The 24,044-nt window shown below is 49.5% G+C and carries 24 protein-coding genes and 1 tRNA gene; 16 read left to right on the top strand and 9 right to left on the bottom strand.

The features are described 5' to 3' along the window. Positions 1-162 precede the first annotated feature (162 nt). Together HAV38_RS01905 and gluQRS are read left to right on the top strand one after the other, a co-directional pair. Positions 163-1,083, top strand: a complete 921-nt coding sequence (locus HAV38_RS01905; RefSeq protein WP_168051843.1) for a LysR family transcriptional regulator — start codon at positions 163-165, stop codon at positions 1,081-1,083. A gap of 64 nt (positions 1,084-1,147) precedes the next feature. After that, positions 1,148-2,038, top strand: coding sequence for a tRNA glutamyl-Q(34) synthetase GluQRS (gene gluQRS, locus HAV38_RS01900; RefSeq protein WP_168051841.1), 891 nt, complete (start codon positions 1,148-1,150; stop codon positions 2,036-2,038). Positions 2,039-2,162: 124 nt separating this feature from the next. On the opposite strand, the gene HAV38_RS01895 is transcribed toward gluQRS, so the two are convergent. From HAV38_RS01895 to HAV38_RS01880, 4 genes are all read right to left on the bottom strand, one after another. Continuing rightward, a complete protein-coding gene (locus HAV38_RS01895) occupies positions 2,163-3,686 on the bottom strand; it encodes a DEAD/DEAH box helicase (RefSeq protein ID WP_168051839.1) in 1,524 nt (507 codons plus the stop codon). 436 nt (positions 3,687-4,122) lie between these two features. Beyond that, positions 4,123-5,148 (bottom strand): tRNA (adenosine(37)-N6)-threonylcarbamoyltransferase complex transferase subunit TsaD, encoded by a 1,026-nt coding sequence (gene tsaD / locus HAV38_RS01890; RefSeq protein WP_168051837.1) that lies wholly within the window; start codon positions 5,146-5,148, stop codon positions 4,123-4,125. Positions 5,149-5,400: 252 nt separating this feature from the next. Further along, on the bottom strand, positions 5,401-5,592 hold the full coding sequence (locus HAV38_RS22220) for a zf-HC2 domain-containing protein (protein WP_168051835.1): 192 nt from the start codon (positions 5,590-5,592) through the stop codon (positions 5,401-5,403). Positions 5,593-5,803: 211 nt separating this feature from the next. Beyond that, positions 5,804-6,373, bottom strand: a complete 570-nt coding sequence (locus HAV38_RS01880; protein WP_168051833.1) for a sigma-70 family RNA polymerase sigma factor — start codon at positions 6,371-6,373, stop codon at positions 5,804-5,806. Positions 6,374-6,641: 268 nt separating this feature from the next. On the opposite strand from HAV38_RS01880, the gene ybiB reads away from it, so the two are divergent. The 8 genes from ybiB to dnaG all read left to right on the top strand — a co-directional run bounded on the left by ybiB (position 6,642) and on the right by dnaG (position 16,242). Beyond that, positions 6,642-7,700: a DNA-binding protein YbiB gene (ybiB, locus tag HAV38_RS01875; RefSeq protein ID WP_168051831.1), complete on the top strand. Its 1,059-nt coding sequence runs from the start codon at positions 6,642-6,644 to the stop codon at positions 7,698-7,700. Positions 7,701-8,334: 634 nt separating this feature from the next. Next, positions 8,335-9,546 (top strand): cation:proton antiporter, encoded by a 1,212-nt coding sequence (locus HAV38_RS01870; RefSeq protein ID WP_168051829.1) that lies wholly within the window; start codon positions 8,335-8,337, stop codon positions 9,544-9,546. A gap of 158 nt (positions 9,547-9,704) precedes the next feature. Continuing rightward, positions 9,705-10,892: a YbdK family carboxylate-amine ligase gene (locus HAV38_RS01865; RefSeq protein WP_168051827.1), complete on the top strand. Its 1,188-nt coding sequence runs from the start codon at positions 9,705-9,707 to the stop codon at positions 10,890-10,892. 237 nt (positions 10,893-11,129) lie between these two features. Then, a complete protein-coding gene (locus HAV38_RS01860) occupies positions 11,130-12,326 on the top strand; it encodes a BaiN/RdsA family NAD(P)/FAD-dependent oxidoreductase (RefSeq protein ID WP_168051825.1) in 1,197 nt (398 codons plus the stop codon). Between the two features lie 89 nt (positions 12,327-12,415). Continuing rightward, a complete protein-coding gene (locus tag HAV38_RS01855) occupies positions 12,416-13,318 on the top strand; it encodes a Wzz/FepE/Etk N-terminal domain-containing protein (protein ID WP_168051823.1) in 903 nt (300 codons plus the stop codon). A 137-nt stretch (positions 13,319-13,455) separates the two neighbouring features. Beyond that, complete coding sequence (rpsU, locus tag HAV38_RS01850) at positions 13,456-13,668, top strand: 30S ribosomal protein S21 (RefSeq protein WP_005665410.1); 213 nt, start codon at positions 13,456-13,458, stop codon at positions 13,666-13,668. 274 nt (positions 13,669-13,942) lie between these two features. Continuing rightward, positions 13,943-14,395: a GatB/YqeY domain-containing protein gene (locus HAV38_RS01845; RefSeq protein ID WP_168051821.1), complete on the top strand. Its 453-nt coding sequence runs from the start codon at positions 13,943-13,945 to the stop codon at positions 14,393-14,395. A gap of 50 nt (positions 14,396-14,445) precedes the next feature. Next, positions 14,446-16,242 (top strand): DNA primase, encoded by a 1,797-nt coding sequence (gene dnaG, locus HAV38_RS01840; protein ID WP_168051819.1) that lies wholly within the window; start codon positions 14,446-14,448, stop codon positions 16,240-16,242. A 259-nt stretch (positions 16,243-16,501) separates the two neighbouring features. Here the strand turns inward: dnaG and HAV38_RS21770 are convergent, their stop codons facing one another. After that, a complete protein-coding gene (locus HAV38_RS21770; RefSeq protein WP_245182151.1) occupies positions 16,502-16,960 on the bottom strand; it encodes a hypothetical protein in 459 nt (152 codons plus the stop codon). On the opposite strand from HAV38_RS21770, the gene rpoD reads away from it, so the two are divergent. The 4 genes from rpoD to HAV38_RS01820 all read left to right on the top strand — a co-directional run bounded on the left by rpoD (position 16,935) and on the right by HAV38_RS01820 (position 20,152). After that, positions 16,935-19,175 (top strand): RNA polymerase sigma factor RpoD, encoded by a 2,241-nt coding sequence (gene rpoD / locus HAV38_RS01835; protein WP_375791676.1) that lies wholly within the window; start codon positions 16,935-16,937, stop codon positions 19,173-19,175. The two genes, HAV38_RS21770 and rpoD, sit on opposite strands and share 26 nt — an antisense overlap. A 149-nt stretch (positions 19,176-19,324) precedes the next feature. Continuing rightward, positions 19,325-19,403, top strand: a tRNA-Ile gene (locus tag HAV38_RS01830). Between the two features lie 230 nt (positions 19,404-19,633). Further along, positions 19,634-19,897: a hypothetical protein gene (locus HAV38_RS01825; protein ID WP_168051815.1), complete on the top strand. Its 264-nt coding sequence runs from the start codon at positions 19,634-19,636 to the stop codon at positions 19,895-19,897. Between the two features lie 12 nt (positions 19,898-19,909). Further along, positions 19,910-20,152 (top strand): hypothetical protein, encoded by a 243-nt coding sequence (locus HAV38_RS01820; protein ID WP_168051813.1) that lies wholly within the window; start codon positions 19,910-19,912, stop codon positions 20,150-20,152. A gap of 345 nt (positions 20,153-20,497) precedes the next feature. Here the strand turns inward: HAV38_RS01820 and HAV38_RS01815 are convergent, their stop codons facing one another. Both HAV38_RS01815 and HAV38_RS01810 read right to left on the bottom strand, forming a co-directional pair. Then, positions 20,498-20,824, bottom strand: a complete 327-nt coding sequence (locus HAV38_RS01815; RefSeq protein ID WP_168051811.1) for a HigA family addiction module antitoxin — start codon at positions 20,822-20,824, stop codon at positions 20,498-20,500. A 12-nt stretch (positions 20,825-20,836) separates the two neighbouring features. Continuing rightward, a complete protein-coding gene (locus HAV38_RS01810) occupies positions 20,837-21,115 on the bottom strand; it encodes a type II toxin-antitoxin system RelE/ParE family toxin (RefSeq protein ID WP_168051809.1) in 279 nt (92 codons plus the stop codon). 305 nt (positions 21,116-21,420) lie between these two features. Here HAV38_RS01810 and HAV38_RS01805 point away from each other — a divergent pair, with 305 nt between their 5' ends. Together HAV38_RS01805 and HAV38_RS01800 are read left to right on the top strand one after the other, a co-directional pair. After that, positions 21,421-21,630 carry a site-specific integrase gene (locus tag HAV38_RS01805; RefSeq protein WP_168051807.1) on the top strand — a complete coding sequence of 70 codons (210 nt, stop codon included), beginning with the start codon at positions 21,421-21,423 and terminating at the stop codon, positions 21,628-21,630. Positions 21,631-21,759: 129 nt separating this feature from the next. Continuing rightward, a complete protein-coding gene (locus HAV38_RS01800) occupies positions 21,760-22,368 on the top strand; it encodes a phosphoribosyltransferase (protein WP_168051805.1) in 609 nt (202 codons plus the stop codon). Between the two features lie 481 nt (positions 22,369-22,849). Here HAV38_RS01800 and HAV38_RS01795 read toward each other — a convergent pair whose 3' ends face one another. Beyond that, a complete protein-coding gene (locus tag HAV38_RS01795) occupies positions 22,850-23,110 on the bottom strand; it encodes a type II toxin-antitoxin system RelE/ParE family toxin (RefSeq protein WP_245182136.1) in 261 nt (86 codons plus the stop codon). Then, a complete protein-coding gene (locus HAV38_RS01790) occupies positions 23,094-23,414 on the bottom strand; it encodes an antitoxin of toxin-antitoxin stability system (RefSeq protein WP_168051803.1) in 321 nt (106 codons plus the stop codon). Before HAV38_RS01790 ends, HAV38_RS01795 begins: the two co-directional genes overlap by 17 nt. Positions 23,415-24,044: the final 630 nt, after the last annotated feature.

Genomic DNA, 24,044 nt, shown 5'->3' with positions numbered 1-24,044 from the left:
GATATCGTTAATAAGCAAGTTACATAGATGTTACGAAGAAGGCAATGTCAGCCCTCGCAGGGAAATAATATGATTTTTTTAACAATCATTTATATCAGCCACGATTTTCGCTATATGATGTTATAAGTCGTTAAATTTTATTATTTTCGCAACACTAAGACTATGAATTTAACGCTGGAGGCATTACAAATCCTCGATACCATCGACCGTAAGGGGAGCTTTGGCGCAGCAGCTATTGCATTGGATCGGGTGCCATCGGCGCTCACATACAGCATCCGCAAGCTTGAAGAAGACCTCGATGTATTGCTGTTTGATCGCACCGGTCATCGCGCCAGATTGACAGGTGCCGGTCTGGAGTTATTGACCGAAGGCAGGCATTTGCTGCAAGCGGCACAAGAGTTGGAACGGCGGGTAAAACGCACCGCCACAGGCTGGGAAGTTGAGCTGCGCATTGTTTTAGACAGTATTGTCCCATTCGAAGCATTGATGCCGCTGATTGCCGCCTTTGATCGTGAGAATGCAGGGACACGATTACGCATCTTTCACGAGGCGCTTTCCGGCGTATGGGAGGCACTGATCAATGATCGTGCCGATCTGGCGATTGGCGCGCCGCACGACGGTCCCGATTACATCCGCATGAGCGGTGATTTTCAGACGCGTCATCTGGGTACGACTGAATGGGCCTTCGCCGTGGCCCCCCAGCATCCACTCGCACTTGCGGCGGAGCCACTAACTGCCAATATCATTCAGCAATACCGCGCTATCGCGGTCGGCGACACCGGACGCGTACTGCCCAGCATCACCTCCGGATTACTCATAGGACAGGATATTTTAACGGTGCCTACAATGTCTGCAAAGTTGCAGGCCCAGCTTAATGGATTGGGGTGCGGGCATTTACCGCGGCGTACCGCAGAACCTTATTTTTTGTCCGGTGCATTAATAGAAAAACAAACGCTTGAAGAAAAGCCGGGAGTGAAGATGAAGATTGCCTGGCGTGCGCCAGCGTTAGGGAAATCGCTCAAATGGGTTATTCAACAATTAAACGATCCGGAAACCGCGCGTCATTTAATTCAATGGCCTTAACCCCAACGCCCAGTTGATGTTGAACAGATCATCACTTTATCAAGTTGCCTAAATATGCCTAATTATGCCTGACGCAACGCATTACATCGGACGTTTCGCCCCCTCCCCGACCGGCCCATTGCATGATGGTGCGCTGGTTGCTGCGATGGCAAGTTATCTGGATGCCAAAGCGCATCACGGCAGCTGGCTGGTACGCATGGAAGATGTAGATGAGGCACGCACGGCGCACGGGGCGGCCGAGGCAATTTTACATGCATTGTCGGCGCTACAGATGCATTGGGACGGCAAGGTGGTATACCAAAGTCATCGCGGCGATTTGTATCAGGCGGCATTTGACAGGCTGGGACGACTGGCCTATCCCTGCGGCTGTACCCGGCGCGAAATCGTTGACTCTCACATTGGCGTGGCGTCCGACGGTGCCGCCGTCTATCCCGGCACTTGCAGAAACGGACTGCCAGTAGGCAAGCCGACCCGCTCTTACAGATTGCTGGTTCCAGAAATCGGACAAGCAGCAGAACTGATACGGTTTGAAGATAGATGGCAAGGGATGACGCAACAACATCTAGCTATCGAAGTCGGGGATTTTGTCTTGAAACGTGTGGACGGTTTTTGGACTTATCAGCTTGCCGTAATAGTCGATGATGCAAATCAGGGCGTCACGCATGTTGTACGCGGCGCGGACCTGTTAGATTCCACTCCAAGACAAATTTATCTGCAACGCCAGCTTCAGTACCTCACCCCAAGTTACTTGCATGTGCCGGTTATCACCAACGCCAATGGTGAAAAGTTATCGAAACAGAACGATGCACCGCCGCTAGATTTAACGCAACCATACCAAACGCTGGTTAAAGCCGCCTGGTTTTTGGGACTGGAAATCGGGAAGATTGATTCTGTTGAAGCGTTTTGGCCGCTTGCGATCGCGGCTTGGGCCAATCAACGGCTGGATCGCCGTTGAAAGACCGGAGCGCTGGCTGCCATAATTGGCCTGATTGAATATCTGCGATGCTGCAAGCCAACGGGCGCAAAGTTAGCGTTTATGCTTAATACTCTTGATACTCTTGATGCCTAATACCTAACCCTTAACGCTTAGGCATACCACCCAGCAAGGCGGCAAGCTTGCCCTTCGGTTTGGTTTGCGCGGTCTGGCTATTTTGTGCGCTCTCGATCGCCGATGGCGTGGGTTCGTAAGGCTTCAAAAACCACGGATCAATTTTTTCCTTACGCGGCAACGATGCGTACGCGCTACGGGTATGTTGATTGCTGCGATCTGATGATGCGCTACGCGAATCACTTCTTGAATCTGAGCGAGATTCCGTACGCCCGCCGCGTGCTTCAGCGCGATTTTCGCCGTCCTCGCGGCGAGGTGCGCGTTCACGCTCTGAAGTCCGCACTTTCGCTACAAAACCAACCAGTTCAGCCCGAACAAACTTGTGCTTGATCATTTTTTCGATATCGACCAGCAGGCGCTCATCTTTCTCTGTGCACAGAGAAATGGCGTCGCCTGACGCACCGGCACGGCCAGTACGCCCAATCCGATGGACATAATCCTCGGCGTTATACGGCAAGTCGAAATTAATCACGCACGGCAACTCAGCGATATCAAGACCACGTGCGGCTACATCGGTCGCGACCAACACTTCAATCGCGCCTTGTTTAAAAGCCTCCAGGGCGGCCATCCGCTCATTCTGGCTCTTGTCACCATGAATCGCTGAAGCATTAACGCCTTCACTTTCCAGATGCTTGGCCAAACGTGAAGCACCGATTTTCGTGTTTGAAAACACAATGACCTGCTTTAGATTGCGTTCGCGGATGATAAAAGAAACCGCGTCCAGCTTGGCCTGATCATCAATCCGATACATCGTCTGCGTGACGTTATCAGCCGTCGCATTGCTACGCGCAACTTCGATGGTGACGGGATTTTTAAGGAAGCTACCTGCGAGCTTTTTAATCTCGGCCGAGAAGGTCGCGGAGAACATCAGGCTTTGACGTTCTTTAGGCAGAAGATTGAGAATCCGCTGCAGATCAGGCAGAAAGCCCATGTCCAGCATACGGTCAGCTTCGTCCATTACCAGAATCTGGGTCTGGGACAAGCTGATGGTTTTTTGCTGCACATGATCCAGCAAACGACCGGGCGTTGCGATCACGATCTCAATACCTGATCGCAATGCTGCCGTTTGCGGTGCCATATCGATACCGCCAAAAACTACCGTAGCGCGCAGTGCCGTGTGACGACAATAGGCTTTAACGTTTTCAGCGACCTGATCTGCCAACTCACGGGTGGGCGTCAGAATCAGGGCGCGCACCGGATGCCGCGCAGGCGACGCGCTGGTGTTGGCATGCGCCAGTAGCAACTGAATAATCGGTAGCGCAAAACCGGCCGTTTTGCCGGTTCCAGTTTGGGCAGCGCCCATGACATCGCGGCCTTGCAGGACGATCGGGATCGCCTCCGCCTGAATCGGCGTCGGATTGATATACCCCTGATCGTTGAGCGCGCGCAGGATGTCGGGCGATAATCCAAAATCCGAAAAACGGATAGATGGCGCCAATGCTTCAGCATCGGCTACGATAATAATTTCTTGCTTTTCAGACTGAGTGTCAGGCATATTTATTTGCGGCCTTCCACGCTATATCGCTATCTGACTTCTTTTGGAACCTGCTGCGCCTTGGGAATACTGTCGCAGACATTAAACAGGCGGCGCTAACAATCGTCAGGTTTAAAGACCATTCCGGTTGCTGCGGTGTGTACACCATCTGCGTCTTGTGCGTTTTGAATCCACGACGCTTGGCTACGGTTCCTAAAGAACTCTGTTGAGAATATAGACGCGGTGATGACGAATTTACGTTCGTCCCAAGGCACTATTGCTTTCAATGAATTCGTGATTTCGTGTCAACTTTTATATCACGCCAAAGGTGCTGCAAACAACCGTTTGACTGTTTCCAAGATGATGCGATAAGGGTGTGTAACTGTCTTAAGATCAGCACACTTTTGCGTTACAGTCCAGCATTATACGCCTAGCCGCCCGTTTTCTTCACGTCTGTTCATATCCCTAGCTGATCTAGCGGCCAACGCGGTCGTACAGTGAACGCATAGTCACGTTGCGCCGCCTCTGGTTTGAGTTGTAGCCGCATGGCGCCGGCGAAGGCAATCATGGCGCCATTGTCGGTGCAGAACTCTAACTCGGGATAAAACACCTTAAAGCGCCTTTTGGTCGCCGCCGCATTTAAGGCCGCCCGCAATTGTTGGTTGGCACCGACGCCCCCCGCGATCACTAAACGATTGAGACCAGTTTGTTTTAGTGCCGCCAAACATTTGACCAACAGCACCTCTACCAATGCATCCACAAATGCGCGCGCGATATTCGCTTTATCCTGCTCGCAAATATTCGTTGTCTGCTTTTTTACCAAGGTCAACACTGCTGTTTTAAGCCCTGAAAAGCTGAAATTCAGATTTTTGGAGTGCAGCATCGGTCTTGGCAACAAATACACTGAAGGATCGCCAAACTCGGCAAGACGGGAGATTGCGGGGCCGCCCGGATACCCCAGACCGAGCAATTTTGCTGATTTGTCGAATGCCTCCCCCGCAGCGTCATCCAGCGTTTCACCCAACAATTCATATTGCCCAACCCCGTCTACCCGCATTAACTGGGTATGGCCGCCCGATACCAGCAACGCTACAAAGGGAAAATTCGGTGGGTTGCTCGCCAACAACGGGGATAACAGATGACCTTCTAAATGGTGCACACCCAGCATCGGCTTATCCAACGCCAATCCCAAGCCGCAGGCGACGGACGCCCCGACCAGCAAAGCGCCAGCGAGGCCAGGCCCCTGAGTATAAGCGATCGCATCGATAGCATTGAGTTGCGTGTTGCCCTCTGTCATTACCTGCTGCAGTAAGGGAATCGCGCGGCGAATGTGGTCCCGCGACGCTAGTTCTGGCACGACACCGCCGTATTGCTCATGCATCGCGACTTGCGAGTACAAGGCGTGAGAGAGCAATCCGCGTTGCGTATCATATAGCGCAATGCCGGTTTCATCACAGGATGATTCAATGCCGAGAACAATCATGATAATAGTAAATTAAGGGTAAATTTTACAATGTTGCATTGTAATGGAAAGCGCCAGCAGCGCTATACGACAGGATGTTAACGGGCGCTAATTATATTAACGGGCGCTAATTATAATCTGGGACAATGAGAATTGGCCTGTGGTGCGATGAATGCGACTGTTTGAATACTTCGCTTGGATACTTGGGCAGGCAACCAAAGTGAGAAAGTGAGATATGTTGACTACCGCGAATGTTCAGCATACATACGATCTTTAGTCTTTCCCAAGTTGTCGCATCGCATCTCTGATGAGGTGTATCTGACGCGAAAAACGGCTACATGCAGTACATGTCCACAGATGTACTTTTACCCGCGCGCGATGCAGCGGCGGCAACGTATGATCCTGGGCTTCAGACAGCAGGCTCTGGGTTTCTCGGCAGGTGGGAAACAGGCGTTGACGCGGCATATATTTGTTATTCCACCTAATATCTAAGAAATTAAAGAAATTGTAGAAAAGTCGGTCTGCTACATCCTGATCGCCGTGATCGCTTAAAAATCGTGATTTTGCGTTCTTTTAAGTTAACAGGTTGATACGTGTAATCCATTCTTTGCGAAGTCCGTTTCCTGCTATCCGTTCAGCAACTACCGCCACCGCTATGCATTAATACTAAAAACGTCTACGAAGGCACCTGCGCAAACCAACTTATTTGCAAACACTCGCGGAGACGGGTGCGCGCCCGATACAACATCACCCAGGCGTTAGCGCTGGTGATGTCCAATTCTTTACAGATCGCGTCTGTATCCATTTCTAGCCATTCGCGCATCATAAAAATACGTCCGGTCTTCGCTGGCAGCTTATCGATACATAATTGCAAAACATCAAAAAACTCTTTGCGTTCAAGCGTTTGGACGGGATCACCCCAGTCGGGTTGTACGCCAATCGCATGATCTTTGCTATCAAACAACGCCTCCACCATAGCGGCGTCGCTGCGCTCATCATACGGATCGTCGGTAAGGCGCATCTCGCGCTTCCCTCGTCGCAATTGATCAATTAACTTGTGCTTGAGGATACCAATAACGTATGTCTTAAGAGAGGATTGCTGATGGAATCGATCTGGGTGTTCCATCACGGCGAGTATAGTCTCGGAAACCGCATCTTCTGCCAAACTCGTGTTGCGTAACTGTAAATGCGCGAATCGTAACAAGGGGGTGCGTAGCGCGTTAAGATCGCGAGGGTCAATTGCCATGTCTGGTCCAGAAATGATACGTTAAAGTTGCGCTAATCAGTCCGCAATTAATAAAAATCGACACACCGCCTTGTGGCGAATGGCGCTATGCTTATCCTCACGATCCGCCCGATTCACCAGATTCACCCGCAGCAAAAGACCTCACACCGCGATAATATCACCATGATAATACCGCTAAGACGCTAAGATGACGAACCTTAGTCGCTGCCACTCTGGGCTACAACTGTTAATAACCAAAGTATTTATCAATTCCTCACCACACTGCCACATGCAAAATATCCCATCGGAAGAACCGTTTAAAGCGGCACGTTTTATTAAGGAAATCGGGCGCGGCAAAGATGGCGCTCGTAGCCTCTCGCGCGGCGACGCACGCGATTTATACGCCGCGATGCTCGATGGTCGGGTTTCCGACCTTGAATTGGGCGGTATTTTGCTGGCAATGCGCATAAAAGGAGAGTCAGTGGAAGAAATCGCCGGCTTTCTGGAGGCCGCCGAAGCATCGTTTACACCACTTCCGGCGTCCAGTCATGCCGAACAACGCGACGACCTGGCTGGATCCTCCATTTACGCACCAGTGGTGATCCCTAGTTACAACGGCGCGCGTCACATGGCTAATTTGACACCGTTACTTGCGTTATTGCTGGCCCGCGAAGGCATTCCGGTGTTGGTGCATGGTGTGCTGACGGATCCGGGCAGAGTCACCACCGCAGAAATTTTTACCGCACTTGGACACGCGCACTGCAACAGCGTCGAGCAAGCCCGGCAACAATTCGGCCTGCTTCAGCCTGCTTTCATGCCGATTGCGGCGCTGGCACCGAAGATGGCGCGCTTGCTGGCAATGCGGCGGATTCTGGGGGTGCGAAATTCGACCCACACTTTGGTTAAAATTATGCAACCGTTCAGTGTCCCCGCGCTACGTTTGTGTTCCTATACGCACCCCGAATATCTGGCTATGCTCGGCACCTATTTTAAAACTACTGCTGCGGCCGAACGCGGAGACGTCTTTCTGATGCGCGGCACAGAAGGCGAAACCGTTGCCAATGCCAAACGAGCGCAACAAATAGAGTGGTTTCATCTGGGCAACCATACCACTTTGGTAGAGAAACAAAATGTCGCCGAAGCAATTCCTGCGTTACCGGAAGACCGTGATGCCGACGTCACCGCACGCTGGGTAAAGCAAGTATTGAAAGGTCATGTCGCCATACCCAAACCCATAGTAGAACAGGTAGCGCATTGTAAAGAGGTTTGCAAAATGCTTAAACTCAGGCAAACTTCAGGGTCTCTTCAGGCTTTATCACCAGCCAAACTTTTTGACTGTGGAACTTAATGGGCCGAAAACTGCCTACATTCATTAATTTAACGGATATAGTCTGTCATGCAGTGTCAATTATGGGGGGTCTTTTGTACGATCTAAGGAGCAAGCCGATGCGGCGCATTCAACAAAAATCCACCCCAAGACTTACCCCGATTACCTCTGCCATCGCGGGGAACATCTGGAGCTCCCCCATTATTTCCAAGCCCCCCGATAAGTTCATCTCATAGTAAATTCTCATTTCTTTTTTGCCAGGTGCGAACAAAAAGCGTTTCAGGTTAAGCGTACCGCCGCAGACGCCGCAGACAGTGCGTGCGGCAAGCAACCATGGCAAGATCCGAATGGAGTTTGATTGTACTTAAATTATTTTCTTCTCAAATCTGCTTCTTGTGCCACCGTTAAGGCGGCAACGGCAATGACCGTCCGCGGGACAGCAGGTTCAACACAACAGACTTCTTTCTGAACCGATGCGAGCGTCGTTACAACGCGCAGTACAGGTGCACGATCGGCAGCAAATGGGATGCTTTTCAGAGGATGAAGACTGTGAACGGCAGGTAAAGGAGTGCAGCAGTGCAGATGCGCTGCGGTTTGCACTGTCCGCCAGACGCCTCAGATGCCGAAAGAAGTCAAATTAACTACGGGAGTATCTATGGATTGGGCTCTACCGTCCTTTGCCTTAGCAGACCCGATACAGTGGAATGCACTGTTGCTGTTTGGCAGCTTGCTGCTATTCGGGTTGCTGGGCGGTTATATTGCAACAAAAACCTCGTGGGTTCCTCGCATTACCGGCTATTTGGTAGTGGGCTTTATCCTTGGCGTCGGCGGACTAAATCTTCTCTCTGGAGATGTTCTTAAACTTGCCAGCATTTTTGCCGATATCGCGGTTGCACTGGTGGTATATCAACTTGGCCGCTACGTTGATATAGGCTGGCTTCGTCGCGAAAAATGGCTGCTGGCAACTGTCCTGCTGAGCGCGACGCTATGTTTTACATTTGTCAGTAGCGCGCTTATCTGGATTGGCACATCGACTGTCGTCGCGATGTTGGGCGGCGTCCTCGCCATTGCTACTGCGCCCGCGGTCATCATCGTGGTGCTCAGGGACCTGAAGGCTGAAGGACAGGTAACGCGGCGTCTCGCAGCAATGACCGCACTGAATAACTTTGTTGCCATTCTGGTCGCGTACGCTTTACTGCCGATCATTGCGCATGAAGGATCCACCCCATTCTTTACGTTATTTGCGCATACCGGTTATTCACTTATCGGCTCAATACTGTTGGCCTATGTGACTTACCGTTTGATGATTCCTTTGGCGCGCTTATTGGGACGCCAGCCTAGTCGGCAGTTTGTTTTGGTCATCGCGGTGATTTCGCTGGCCATCGGTGCCGCCCACGCGTTTCAGTTGCCGGTTTTGCTAACCATGCTGGCTTTCGCCATTATGTCTAAAAATCTAGACCATCAATACGATTTGATGGAGTTGGAATTCGGTATCGCCAACGAATTATTTATCGTAATGTTATTCGTCACCGTGGGTGCTTCAATCCGCCTGACCGACCTGTCGATGGTTGGCGCCTCGGTAGCGGTATTAATCGGCGCGCGCTTTGTGGCAATGGCTTGCGGTGTGTTCACGTTTGCCCATTTCGCTAAAATGAAATGGAAGCAAGCCGGGCTAATTACTCTCGCCACTTTGCCGATGACCGAAGCGGGACTGGGCTTAATGCAAACAATTTCCTATCTATATCCTCACACCACTGCAGACGTTCTGCCGCTGCTGGCTGGCTGCCTGATTGTGCTTGAGTTATTCGGCCCGATAGCGACCCAATTTGCATTAATCAAATCAGGGGAAAGTGGGCGAGAGAGTTGAATACTGCATGAATACTGCATGAATACTACGTTGAATACTGCGCTTAACACTGCGCCGCACACTGACTTAAATTGGTTTTCAACCACATAACAACTAATTAGTGCCCCTAGCGACATATTAAACAATGGTTGGCCGTCAATGGCCAATGGAGAATTTACATGGCTGAATCCGACACTAAAGGCACCCCGGCAAGCCTAGAAATTTTGCCTTTCACCCCGTCGAAACCATTTACGATGGGCATTGAACTTGAGCTGCAACTAGTTAATCGCCGTAACTATAATCTGGCGAGTGATGCAGTTGACCTGCTGACCTGGATTGAGCCGCGCAACTTACAAAAACAAATCAAGCTGGAAATGACGCAGGGCATGATTGAGCTTAATTCCGACATACATACCAGCGTCGATACGCTGATTGAAGAACTCAAGGTCCTGCGCGCTGCGCTCAACAAGGGCGCGCAATATCTGAATATCGATATTTCCGGTGGCGGTGTGCATCCCTTCCAGCATTGGAACGAGCAACGCATCACGCCCAGCGAACGCTTTAATCACGTGCACGAAAAATATGGCTATTTAGCCAAGTCTTTTACGGTCTTTGGTCAGCATATCCACATCGGCGTTCCAAATGGCGATGATGCCATGTATTTGACACATGCTTTTTCTCGCTTTGTCCCGCATTTTATTGCACTGTCAGCCGCATCGCCGTTTTATCAGGGCGCAGACACACAGTTTGAGTCTTCACGTAGCAACGTGGTCAGGGCCTTCCCGTTATCAGGAACCGCACCGGTTACGCATCGCTGGGCGGAATTTGAGAAATATTATGATGAGCTGCTACAAATGGGCATTGTTGACAGCATCAAAGATTTTTATTGGGATATCCGTCCCAAGCCGGAATATGGCACGGTTGAAATTCGCGTGTGCGACACGCCGCTGACCATCGAACACGCCGCACATTTGGGCTGTTACGCGCAATTACTGGCGCGCTGGATATTAACGGAACGCCCCTTTGTCATCAGTGAGGATTTTTATTTACTCTACCAATTCAATCGCTTTGAGGCAAGTCGCTATGGTTTGCACGGTTCCTATGCCATCCATGGCGATACGGTGGCCGGCTCTTCCAAACAATCGATTCATTCCCATTTGTTGACGCACCTAAAAGATCTGGAGCGCTATACGCAGAACGACGCCGAACGCACATCCCTTAAACGTTTGAATAACATAGCGAACGAACGCCTGAGCGATGCAGGATGGTTGCGCAAAACATTCGCCGAGCGTGGCACGTTAAATGACATGATGCGACTCTCCTCAGAATTGTGGATGGGGCAGGCACCTCCGCCGTATTTTCAATAACGTCTGAGCATTTATACCAAGCCTGTTTATTCACTACACTCCGGTATTCATCCGCTACGCGGCGCTGGTCTCTCCCTAGAGCCATCGCAATGCATATTTAGCCAACTGCTCTGGTCCAAATGCCTCACTATGGCGTCAGTGCGTAAAAGTATTAGCAAAGATGTTCGCAAGGGCATGCCTAAAGATTCTTAACTACGATTTGATTCACAATTATTCTATCCAACCAACATAACAGTAATGGCCAAACAATTTGATGTCGCAGTCATCGGCGCGGGTGCCGCTGGCATGATGTGCGCTGCGGTAGCCGGTCAACGAGGCAAAAAAGTCATCCTCATTGATCACGCCACCAAGCTAGCAGAAAAAATTCGTATTTCAGGAGGCGGCCGCTGCAACTTTACGAACGCAGCCGCCGCACCACAACATTATCTTTCCCAAAATCCGCATTTCTGTAAGAGTGCGTTGTCACGCTACAGCCCTCAAGACTTTATAAATTTGGTCAAACGCTACCGAATTAGCTTTCACGAAAAACATAAAGGCCAGCTATTTTGCGATGACTCCGCTGAGCAAATTATCAACATGCTGAAGGCTGAGTGCGAACTGGGTAACGTACAATGGCGCATGCCTTGCAGCGTGGCAAGTGTCGGCAAGGAAGGAAATTTGTTCCGGATTGATACCAACGCGGGTGAGGTCATAGCCGAAAATGTGGTTATCGCCACCGGCGGTTTATCTATCCCAAAAATTGGTGCGACCGATTTTGCCTACCGTATTGCACAACAATTCGGTCTCAAAATGATCGCGCCACGGGCGGGATTAGTCCCTCTGACCTTCGATGCCGCTGGCTGGCAACCATTCTTGCCGTTAGCCGGAATTGCCTTGCCGGTTGAGGTGGAGGCTGGCGAGAAGAAATTGCGTGGGTTTTTCAAAGAAGATTTATTGTTTACTCACAGGGGGTTGTCCGGCCCTGCCATTTTACAGATTTCAAGTTTTTGGCAGCCGGGCCAACCACTTAGCGTAAACTTACTGCCAGAAATCGATATCGCGCAAACATTAATTGAAGGCAAAACTTCTATTAAGAAAAATTTCGGTAATCTATTTTCCCAATGGCTACCGAATCGTCTGGCGCTCGGACTTCTCGAAGCCAACGGAATTGATCCAGCCGCACGCGTAGCTGATACGCCTGATCGCGTTTTGCGTACCTTAAGCGACGCGATCAATCGATGGGCCATCGCACCCAGCGGCTCAGAAGGCTATCGCAAAGCCGAAGTAACGCTTGGTGGCGTCGATACCCGCGAACTGTCGCAGCAAAGCATGATGGTCAATAAAGTGCCGGGTTTGCATTTTATCGGCGAAGCGGTAGACGTCACAGGCTGGCTCGGAGGTTACAACTTTCAATGGGCATGGGCGTCTGGCACTGCTGCGGCCATGTCCTTCTAAATTGATGTCAAAAATAAAACATTTTGGTAGCCATTATTATCGCTACCGTTTACGCTATTACTCTTATCGCATGTGAAGGATCCGCATTTATGTCGAATACCCTATTAAAGCCTGAGCCTGCCGTAACCCAGACATCCGCCAAAATCCCGGAAGCTGAGTTTATCGACCTGGCCCAGATCTGGAGCACTATTAAGCGCTATCGGATGATTGTATCTATCTGCATTTTGCTTGGGATTGCAGGCGCAGTTGTACTATGGTCGATTTTCCCGAAAAAATGGCACGCGACCGCGATCCTGCAAATTGGCCAGATGCCAATCAACACGCAAGGGTTTCAGATCGCATTAATCGAACCACCAGCGCAAACCGTTGAACGGTTGAATCAACGCGACCTTGAAGATAAGGCACTGGTATCAGTGGGGCTACCGACACAAGACGAAGAAAACAAAAGCATTTTGTTGTTTCGTAAATCCCTCAAAGGGACTGTGGTCAAAAACACCAATTTCGTTGAAATCAGCCTTGCCGCCTACTCACGTGAAGAGGGCAAGAAATTTCTGAACGCCGTCATATTGTCGCTAATTGCTGCACACAACCAGCGTATGGCACCGGCACTTAAAAACATTAATGCACAAGCCCAGACCAACGCAGCAGAACTAAACGAGGCAAAAGCACAACGTAGCCGTTTGCAAGGAACACTAAAAACAATTGGCGAGTCTCCGGCAAGCCCATTTGCCCCTCATGTGGTCGCTCTAGATTTATTAGCCAAGCAAGATGAGCAAATCCACATTTTGACGGTCGAGCGCACAGTATTAGCAGATATTTTGTTGTCCTCCAACACCTATCCGACCTCTGTGATTGATAACATCTACGTGCCGAATAATGCGTACTTCCCTAAACTGTCGCTGTTTCTTGCACTGGGGATATTTACGGGTGCAATACTTGGGGGGATGCTTGCCCTACTGGCTGATCGACGCGAGAAAAGCCGCGTAAAGTAATTGGTATCTGTGTGGGTTGAGTATGAATGTGATCCATTTGCCGCAACATTTCATCTCGGCCAATCAGATAGCTTCCCTTTATTGTTTTCGCCTGCTATAATCGCTCTCTTCCCAATTTAACCATGGTTTGAATTTACATGACCACAATTCGTCTTAAAGAAAACGAGCCGTTCGAAGTCGCAATGCGTCGCTTCAAGCGCACCATCGAAAAAACAGGTCTGTTGACCGAGTTGCGCGCGCGCGAGTTTTACGAGAAGCCGACAGCTGAACGTAAGCGTAAGCTAGCAGCTGCAGTGAAGCGTCATTACAAACGCATCCGCAGCCAGCAATTGCCGAAAAAGCTGTACTAATTCTACGCCGCGCTTATTGCGGTGAAAGATAAGAATTACAAACCCGCTCCGGTGTTGTTCCGCAGCGGGTTTTCCCATTTCTAAGCTTTTTTATTTAATAAGCTACTCATTAGACATTGTTTATCCATTTTTCGGAGTCGCAGCAAGCGTCTTGAAGGCAAGCGCTCGTAGCGCCGCCGCCCGGAAGATGCATACAGCGTGCACCGCAGTGGGCATGACATGATACGCGGCAGATTCTAAAACAAAGTCTATCGACTTCATCACGGAGAATCACATGAGCCTTAAAGATCAAATAACCGAAGACATGAAGAGCGCAATGCGCGCCAAAGAAGCGGCGAAATTAAACACTATTCGTCTGATCACGTCCGCAATCAAGCAAAAAGAAGTCGATGAGCGGATTACAGTCACCGACACGCAAGTCCTCGCCATCATTGAAAAAATGATCAAACAGCGTAAAGATTCAATCACGCAGTTTGAAGCCGGAAATCGCCAGGACCTCGCCGATATCGAAAAAGCAGAACTAGTCGTTCTGACGGCTTACATGCCAGCAGGATTGTCCGACGCAGAAATTAACGCAGAGATCACTGCCGCAGTTAGCGCAAGTGGCGCTCTTGGACCACAAGACATGGGCAAAGTAATGGCCATTCTTAAGCCAAAACTGGCAGGACGCGCCGATCTCACAGCAGTGTCCGTATTGGTAAAGGTCGCCTTAGCGCCAAAGGTATAATCGACCCTGATCAACTTCGATAACCCACTGACCCGCTCAGCAAATACATTGTGATTCCACAATCTTTTATCCAGGATCTACTCACCCGCGTTGACATTGTCGACGTGGTGGGTCGCTATGTACCCCTGAAAAAGGGCGGCGCAAACTTCATGGGTTTGTGTCCGTTTCATAACGAAAAGTCCCCTAGTTTTACCGTCAGTCCGACCAAACAGTTTTATCACTGCTTTGGCTGTGGCGCACACGGGACAGCGATTGGATTTTTGATCGAGTATTCCGGAGTCGGATTCGTCGAAGCAGTCAAAGATCTTGCTCAAAATGTGGGTATGGTCGTCCCTGAAAACGACGACAAAATTCCGCCCGCACAACGCGCAGCCTACCAGGCGCAAAGCCTGGCCTTGTCCGAGGCAATGACCATTGCCTGCGACTTTTATCGCCAGAACTTGCGCAATGCTCCCGACGCAGTCGCCTATTTAAAAAGTCGCGGACTCACGGGCGAAGTGGCCGCGAAGTTCGGCCTAGGCTATTCAGTCGACAACTGGGATAGCTTGCGCACTGTTTTTCCTGATTATGAAGCCACAGCGCTGGTTGAATCTGGCCTTGTCATTGACCGCACCGATGAAGAGGGCAACAACCGCAAACGCTACGACCGCTTTCGCGATCGGATCATGTTTCCTATTCGCAATACCAAAGGTCAGGTAATCGGCTTTGGGGGGCGGGTCATGGGTAACGGCGAGCCTAAATACTTGAATTCGCCAGAAACACCCTTATTTCAAAAGGGTAACGAGTTATATGGCTTATTCGAGGCGCGACAGGCGATTCGTGACGCCGGTTATGTGCTGGTAACAGAAGGATATATGGACGTTGTGGCATTAGCGCAACTAGGGTTTCCGCAAGCGGTCGCTACTTTGGGTACTGCCTGTACGGCGACCCATGTTCACAAATTGCTGCGTCAAACCGATCAGGTCATCTTTAGTTTCGACGGCGATGGCGCTGGTCGTCGGGCAGCGCGACGCGCACTGGACGCCTGCCTGCCGCATGCTGGCGACAATAAGATCATCAAATTTTTATTTTTGCCCAAAGAGCACGACCCCGACAGTTTTGTGCGCGAACTTGGTGCAGAAGCATTTGAACGCCAGATTCATGACGCCATGCCTTTATCCCAATTTTTGCTCAACGAGGTCACCGCTGAAGCGGATTTGAACACATCCGAGGGGCGCGCACGGGCACAGTTCGATGCCAAGCCGTTGCTGCAAATCATGCCGCCATCGTCGTTACGACTCCAGATTGTCCGGGGTCTTGCACAATTAACGCAGTCAACCGCAGCAGAAATCGAATCGTTATTTGAACTGGTTAAGCCGATTGCCCGTGCCCGTTTAGCACCACCGCGCGGTAATCGCCCTGCCCCGGTGGGGATTGAAAGGCAGATTATTCGATTGATGGTGGCGCATCCGTCATTGACCTCCGAGCTCGATGACGCGGCATTGGCGGCAGTGGCTAATTTTGCCCCGGACCGTGCGGAAATGTTGGCGCAATTGATTGAAGCCAGCCGAACCATGGGTGCGCAAGCCAATTTTGCCTCACTGGCAGAGCATTTAAGAGAAGGTGGCGCAGAGTTTGAATCTTTAATTGCCGAAATTGCCGCGCAGGCAGAGTCGGACATTGAGACTGCCAGAATGGAATTAACCGACGCTATACGCAAGACCAAAATGGAAAGCCTGAAGGTAGAGTTAGCCCAACTGGCAGCCACCGGGATGGGCACCGATGACGCCCGCAATCGTTATCGCGAGCTCATATCGCAACAAGAATACCTAAGAAGGCAGGCCGAAGCAGAAATGGCGCAACGCTAGCGATGCTAGCCCACTGCCCCCGATACGCTGGATGGAACGTTATGCACCAAAAACCATCAAAACTCTAATGACGTGAAGTTACTCTTGAAATGGAGAACTGACCCACCATATGTTATACTAGAAGGCTTTGTATTCAGTGTCTTAGCGGATAATAGCAGACACGGATCTATAAAGACGAAGCGTTTTGAAACCGCTTTAAGGGATTAAGAAAAAGTTAAACCAAAGTTAAAAGATAATGCGCAGGTTGCCTACGGGAAATTCAATAGCAACTTATTTGAAGCTGACAGATGCGTATAAGTTGAATGTTGACTGGAACCAAGCAAGGCATCATAGAGCATCGCGCAGTGTAGTGTAGTGTAACCAGTTTGGTAAATGATTCCATGGCGACCGCAATGAAGAAACCCGCGAAACCCCAGACAAGTTCAACCAAAAAAGTGAAGCCGACGGCGACGAAATTGTCCGCACACTCTTCAACTGTCCAGCCCACCGAAACGACCGCTATCCAGTCGCTTAGTAAAACGGCAGGAAAAACGCCGAGCCCGAATGTTATCAGGCCCGGTACTACAAAATTAGCGCCTAAAGTAGCCGTCAACGCTGCTCCCAAGGCAGTTTCCAAGGCGGCTGCAACGCCCACGAAAAAAAGTGCATCAAGTACTGTTGCGAAGCCAGTATCTGTGAAATCGAAAGCCCCTGTGACAAACAAGAAACCTTTACTCAAAGTCGTCAAGTCGCCTAAAAATATCGCTGCTGAAGTAGTGGTCCCCAAGGACATGAGCGTGATGATCGGGTCCGGCGTCAGCCAGACTACCGATGCCGCGACTCTTGCAGCGATCGATACCTCCAGCTACATTTTGCCTTCGGTTAAAGTGCCAGGTCGGCGTGGTCGCAAGCCGAAAGAATTTCAGCCAGAGAATGACGAAATCGCTGCGTTGAACGCGGTTGAGCGCGCCGAACTAAAAGCTGTCGACAAGGCCAAGGCCAAAGATCGTAAAGCCAAAGAAAAAGCCTTGCTCAAAGACGCATTCTCTTCTGACACGGAAGCATCCGAAGAAGAACTCGAAGCACGTCGTCAAAAGCTCAAGACACTGATTAAAATGGGTAAGGAACGTGGCTTCCTGACCTATTCTGAAATCAACGATCACTTGCCCGAAAATATCATCGATCCAGAAGCGATCGAAGGCATCATCGGCACGTTCAGCGACATGGGTATCGCCGTGTCCGAACATGCACCCGATGCAGAAACGTTGCTCTTGTCCGATAACGTCGCGACCGTCACCAGCGATGATGAGGCAGAAGCAGCGGCCGAAGCCGCCCTCTCCACCGTTGACTCCGACTTTGGTCGTACCACTGACCCGGTCCGCATGTACATGCGTGAAATGGGTTCGGTTGAGTTGCTCACTCGCGAAGGCGAAATCGAAATCGCCAAACGCATCGAAGATGGCCTGAAAGACATGATTCAGGCAATTTCGGCATGCCCAACAACGATCGCCGAGATCATCCTTGCCGCAGAGAGAATCTCCAAAGACGAAATCAAGATCGACGAAATAGTTGACGGTTTAGTCGACTTGAACGCCACTGACGAAGCGGTAAATACCAGCGTCGCAGCCGCGTCGGAAGACGACAGCGAAGAGGACGAAGAAGAAGAAGAGGAAGAAGAAGCGGAAGAGGAAGAAGCCAACAGCAACTCCGGTGCTGCAGGATTCTCGGCGGAGCAGCTTGAGCAATTAAAACGCGATGCGCTGGTCAAGTTCGAAACAATCTCGACCCAATTCGACAAAATGCGTAAAGCCTTTGAAAAAGAAGGCTACAGCTCAAAATCCTACACCAAAGCGCAAGAAATCATCTCGAATGAACTGCTCGGGATTCGCTTCACTGCTAAAGTTGTTGAGAAATTGTGCGATACGTTGCGTGGTCAGGTAGATGAGGTCCGCAAGATTGAGCGTCAAATTCTGGACGTTGCAGTCAATAAATGCGACATGCCACGTCTGCACTTCATCAAAGTATTCCCTGGCAACGAAACCAATCTTGACTGGGTCGATGGCGAAGTTAACGGCAACCATCCTTACAGTGTTGTACTGAGCCGTAACGTTCCTGCCGTCAAAGAACTGCAGCAACGTCTGATAGACCTGCAAGCGCGCGTCGTATTGCCGTTGCCTGATCTGCGCGGTATCAACAAAAAGATGGGTGCAGGAGAGAAAAAAGCGCGTATGGCCAAGCGTGAGATGACCGAGGCCAACCTGCGTCTGGTCATTTCTATCGCGAAGAAATACACCAATCGCGGTCTGCAATTTTTGGATCTGATTCAGGAAGGCAATATTGGCCTGATGAAGGCAGTCGACAAGTTTGAATACCGTCGCGGCTATAAATTCTCGACGTACGCCACATGGTGGATACGTCAGGCTATCACACGTTCGATCGCCGACCAGGCGCGCACCATCCGAATTCCGGTTCACATGATCGAAACGATCAACAAAATGAACCGTATTTCTCGTCAGATTTTGCAGGAAACCGGCGCAGAACCAGATCCGGCAACCTTGGCGATCAAGATGGAAATGCCAGAAGACAAGATCCGCAAGATCATGAAGATCGCCAAAGAGCCAATTTCAATGGAAACGCCGATCGGTGACGACGACGACTCCCATTTAGGCGACTTTATCGAGGATAACAACACGCTGGCACCTGCCGACGCTGCGCTGCACGCATCAATGCGCGGCGTGGTCAAAGACATCCTTGACTCACTGACACCGCGCGAAGCCAAAGTGCTGCGCATGCGTTTCGGTATCGAAATGTCAACAGATCACACCTTAGAAGAAGTCGGCAAACAGTTTGACGTAACGCGCGAGCGCATACGCCAAATAGAAGCCAAGGCATTGCGCAAACTGCGTCATCCATCACGCTCCGACAAGCTAAAAAGTTTCCTTGAGGGAAACTAATATTCTTTAACGGGCCTGCATTAAGGCTCTTGCGAAGCAAACTACGACAATAGTTGCTTTCAAGGGCCAATTTCTTCTACAATGCTGATCCACTTACATAACTGTGTTGCCATAAAACATCGGCGGCAAAATTTGTTTATGCAGGAAATGGCCCCCTAGCTCATGCTTGGTTAGAGCAGCGGACTCATAATCCGTTGGTGCGCAGTTCGACTCTGCGGGGGGCCACCAGAATTAGGTAGGAAAATCAAAGGGTTACAGGATTATTCCTGTAACCCTTTTTTAATTCATGCTACGCATTTAACAACTTGCTCCGCAAACTGCAACGACTTCGCCTAATCACAGAGGACTCGTGTCCATGCCAACAATTGCCCCCCTGATCCTCCTAATGAATTGCTTAACAAAACAAAATTATGAGTAGAATCAACGGATTTCCATTATGTAAATATTAAGGAGAAGAAATGTCGTCAGCGATTTGCTTCAGTCACTGCCTAAATGTTAAAGTAAATGACGTAACCATAATTGGAGCCGACATTGGAATACAGTTAGAAAATGTAGAGGGAGCAACTATAGCCGACAACAATTTCAGAAATGTGCGTCTTCCTGTACAAGCAGCTAGAGTTAATGGATTGAAAGCTCTTGGAAATAATCACTTTAAATCGTTAGATCACAATTTAAACTTAAAACCACTCGTTATCTTGCTGCGACTACGCTTTGCAAAATAAAGAAATTATGATATGGCTATGTTCGAAATAAAAGACTCAAACGACGTTACTCTAAAAGAAAATAAGACGAGTGAAGAAAAAATGGCGATAGTAACAAATATCAGTAACTTCGTAGCCATAGACAACATCGCTGGAAAGATGTCCGTAACGGAGAAAATGGACCGGGGAAATTATTTTAAGAAAATTATAAGCGCAATATTTGTGGCACTTATAGCCGCAGCCGCAGGAGTTTTTCTAACAAAGTGGCTGAATTAACATTCGTTACTCTTTTAATCTACCCCTATTTTTCAACGTCGTAGCGCTAGGCGTGAAAAAGCCCCTTACGGGGCGTATATTTTGAAACATGACGTTACCATTCTAGGCTGAGATCTATGAGAACTCGCCACGACGAACCATAAGGCCTATCAGCCCTAAGCCGCCCAACAACATGCCATAGTTTTTCGGCTAAGGCACCGCGCTTACAGACGCACTTGTTGGAAGTTCCATTCACACCCCTTCTGGTGTCAGTCTTCATAAAGTGGGACACCAGACGGGCTGCTGAAGGCTCACTGTTTTTCTCTCTTTCAGGATAGTCGGGCGCTTTAAACTGTTTGCCTACCGTCAGGCGGCGTCAGGCATGCTTATCGCCGGTGCAGGCTGAACATGCATCGGTACAGCCTTAAACCGCTGCTCAGCTTGCCACATGTCATAGGCGCTTTGTTCTGCCAGCCATATGCGGGCATCACCACCACGGTCCACTCCAAGCCATGCCTCAATACGTAAGGCCATCTCTGGCGAAATTGCAGCGCGCCCATTGAGCACGCGGGAGAGTGAGACGCGGTTTACGTCGAGTTGTTGCGCGGCCTCAGTCACCGACAAACCCAGCGCCGGTAATACGTCATCGCGTAAAGTTAGTCCGGGATGTGGCGGATTAAACATGCGTGCCATAGTAAATTCTCCTCAGTGATAGTCTTGATAATCGACCAGTACGGCGTCCGTCCCATCAAACTTGAATGTCATGCGCCAGTTTGCGTTAACCTTTACCGAAAAATGGCCCTTAAGGTCGCCTCGTAATGGGTGCAATCCCCAGCCCGGCAAATTCATACCTGACGCATCGGGCAATTCATTCAGACGGCGCAGCATGGCGGCCAGTCGCGGGGCGTGCGTCGCTTGAATGCAAGCCATGCTCCCGGTTTCGAAAAAGGCCTTCAAGCCCTTGTGCTGGAATGTCTTAATCATACGCTATTGTAGTGCGTAACGTTACGCGCATCAACACCAATCAACCTTTTATCATACGAAAACCTGATTGCTCGGGAACAAAGTCGATTTCAGCCTGCTCTAAAATTAATCCTTTGATAATGACATGCCATTTACGTAAAAAATCCATTGGTTGAACGATTTAACTTTTCTCTCTGGCGCTAGGTTGGAAAATCAAAGGGTTACGGGCTGCGGCTTGTGACCCTTTTTTTATTGGATAACTGTAAAGTGACCAACCTTAATTTACTCAACAATAAACACGGTTATCCCATGAGCGCAGGAAAATTATGAGGTGCATTTGGCCGGGCAAGAGAAATGGCTATCGTCACCTACCCGCTCTTGCGGAAAAGATAAAAGGGTTTCAGTTCCGCGATCTTCGTGCCAATGCAGGGACCGACAAAGAAGAGAGCGGCGGCATTTCCGCTGCGCAAGATCAACTTGGTCGCGTAACGCCGACAATGACCACGCACTACGTGCGTCAACAGCGTGGCAAGTAAGTGGAGCCAACGAAATAGGCCAACATTAGAGCTGAAATTGAAGAATGCCATAAGTAAGGTGCAAACCTTCCCTAAACCTTCTTTTCCAACATCATTTTTTTGCTTTTGGTGCATGTCAGCAAAAAATGAATGATTGATATACTCGCCTCTTTGGCGGTATATCGTAGAGTAACTAGCGATAGTTACTGCCTCGCAGGTAATACGAAAGATTACAACGATGGCAATAGTATGGTGAAACCTTTCAGGTTTGCTTGGGATGGATTCCCAGATGTCTTCATTCATGCCAGCGAAGAAACTGTGAAAAAGCATCCAGCCTATTTGGCAGCAAAGACAGGGGATGTCGAGTCAGCAGCGGAATTAGTGCTTGAAACACTTGATGATCAAGTTGTGCTGTCAATGCTAGAGCATTTCGGTTCCGGTTCCGAATCACCCATACTGATTAGTGTGCACGCGGAAGAGGCGATAGGGGTAAATGCAATACCAGAGATTATGGCTGATATTCTGTCTTACAGTTTAGAATGGGAAATAGAGCGCCTGGTTGTTCAAGCCAATGTGGTAAATCACACTGGGGCATCAGAATTTTCTCGACTTGCAAGGCAGGCTGTATTTGAAGGAACAATCCAGCCCGGAAACGCATACGTCATCGTTGATGATTTTATCGGACAAGGTGGTACCGTTGCAAATTTACGTGGACATATTCTGGCTCAAGGCGGAAATGTCATTGGCCAACCGCGTTAACAGGAAAGCCCTATTTTGTGTTCCTGACCCAGAATGTCGCGCATTTAAACGAATTAGGAAACATGGAAACATCGAACAGTGGTGGACTGAGCAATTCGGCTTTGGCTTCGAATGTCTCACAAGTCGTAAACAAGATACCTTATCAAGACTGAGACAAGCAAAAGAATCAGGCAAAGTATCGAAGAATATCTTGACCGATAATAATCTGAAACATTCACGTTTGATTTTATTTGTTAAGAGCGCTTTAACGCAGAGAGGCGTAGCAAGAATGTTATCGAGTATGGAACTTGAAGAACTTAGAAGCACAAAATCGCCGCAGAGCGGACTATGTTAATAGTGCGAACTGCGATCAAGTAAACATTTGCCCCTTTGTTAGCATCGATGCATTGCGAATGCTTAAACGCTGGACGAGGGTTGGGATTCAACCGCTGGAGTATTGAGATTGCACAAAACGTCGGTAAAAACGTCTGAGAACGCGTTTTTAGATGCCAACGAAGCATTCCGGAAAAAGCACCGGCACTGGATATGGCAACTTTAATAGATAGCAAATCGCATTGCTCAATGGCAATTGATTATTCTCATGAGCGATTAGCTCGCGCGTTCCTCGTATAGCTCCCGACTTTCCTAGTTGTGGATGGGTGACAAGTCTGCTGCCTGCGTCACTGAAGAGTTCATTCATTCGAGCTGCCGCACGTGGGCTGTCTTCCGAAATGTTATTCCATATATCAGTCCGGTCTTGCACTGCTTCTGGTGTCCAATTGACATTCGCATTCAGGCCCCCTCTTTAGCGCGCGTCGTGCGGCGAATTCGGCTTCAACCTCTTCAATTGATCGACCAACGCTGGCACGCTTCGAAGCACGGCCGGCCTCCACCTTAGTGCGCAGAAATTCATCGTAATCCCGCGCTACGCGTTGCCGTTGAATAAATTCACGCATCAGCTCCCGAAGAACCTGCGATGCTGAGCGGTGGGCAGCATCCGCTTCGGCCATAAAATCGGCGCGTAAATCCCACTCCAGTTTCGTAGTGAAAACTACTTCTTTTAGCATGATCTACCCTAACATTAATGTACTTACATAGTAAGTACGTTTTAAGTACTATCTGCATGGTGCGACCCTCCACGCCAACGCCGGGTCAAGCAATGGGTGCGCAACATAGAACGGCAGGGGAAATTTTCATTTGAGTTACCCACCTCCGCCGATTACTTCTGTCCGGACTTTGTCGCAGAGCTAGCTGAGGGCCCAGTATTGGCCATCGAATGTAAAGGCAGCCATACGAATCTAACGATGATTCGCACGAAAAAAACAGGTCGGACATCGTTGGGAGCAATCCAGCGACGGGCGCTGTTTGTTCCTGTTTGTTCCTGTTTGCTTTGGCCAGCGACGATCAAGGCAGGAATGTAGCGCGGCAAATCGGAAATAAACTTCATTAATAAAAGTAAACGAGGATGCACAACTTTCGCAAAACCCTTATAGATAGCCTTCTGTGGGCAGCGCCCCAAAGCTACCAGAATACGAAAAATATATTGTTGAATTTTCCTTGTTCGAAATATGAATGCTGAACTTGTTATTAATTATTAAGCTTTCGTGAAGAGCATTTCAATCTTCGAGGCGGATGAGAATTAGTGATGACAATACAGCGAACTGCATTAATTTTTCCTCCTGCCATGATGGCGTTTG

The sequence above is a fragment of the Glaciimonas immobilis genome (assembly GCF_011947285.1).
GTDB lineage: Bacteria > Pseudomonadota > Gammaproteobacteria > Burkholderiales > Burkholderiaceae_D > Glaciimonas > Glaciimonas immobilis.
The sequence above is the reverse complement of the archived record's forward strand: the minus strand, read 5'-3'. Positions and strand labels throughout refer to the sequence as shown.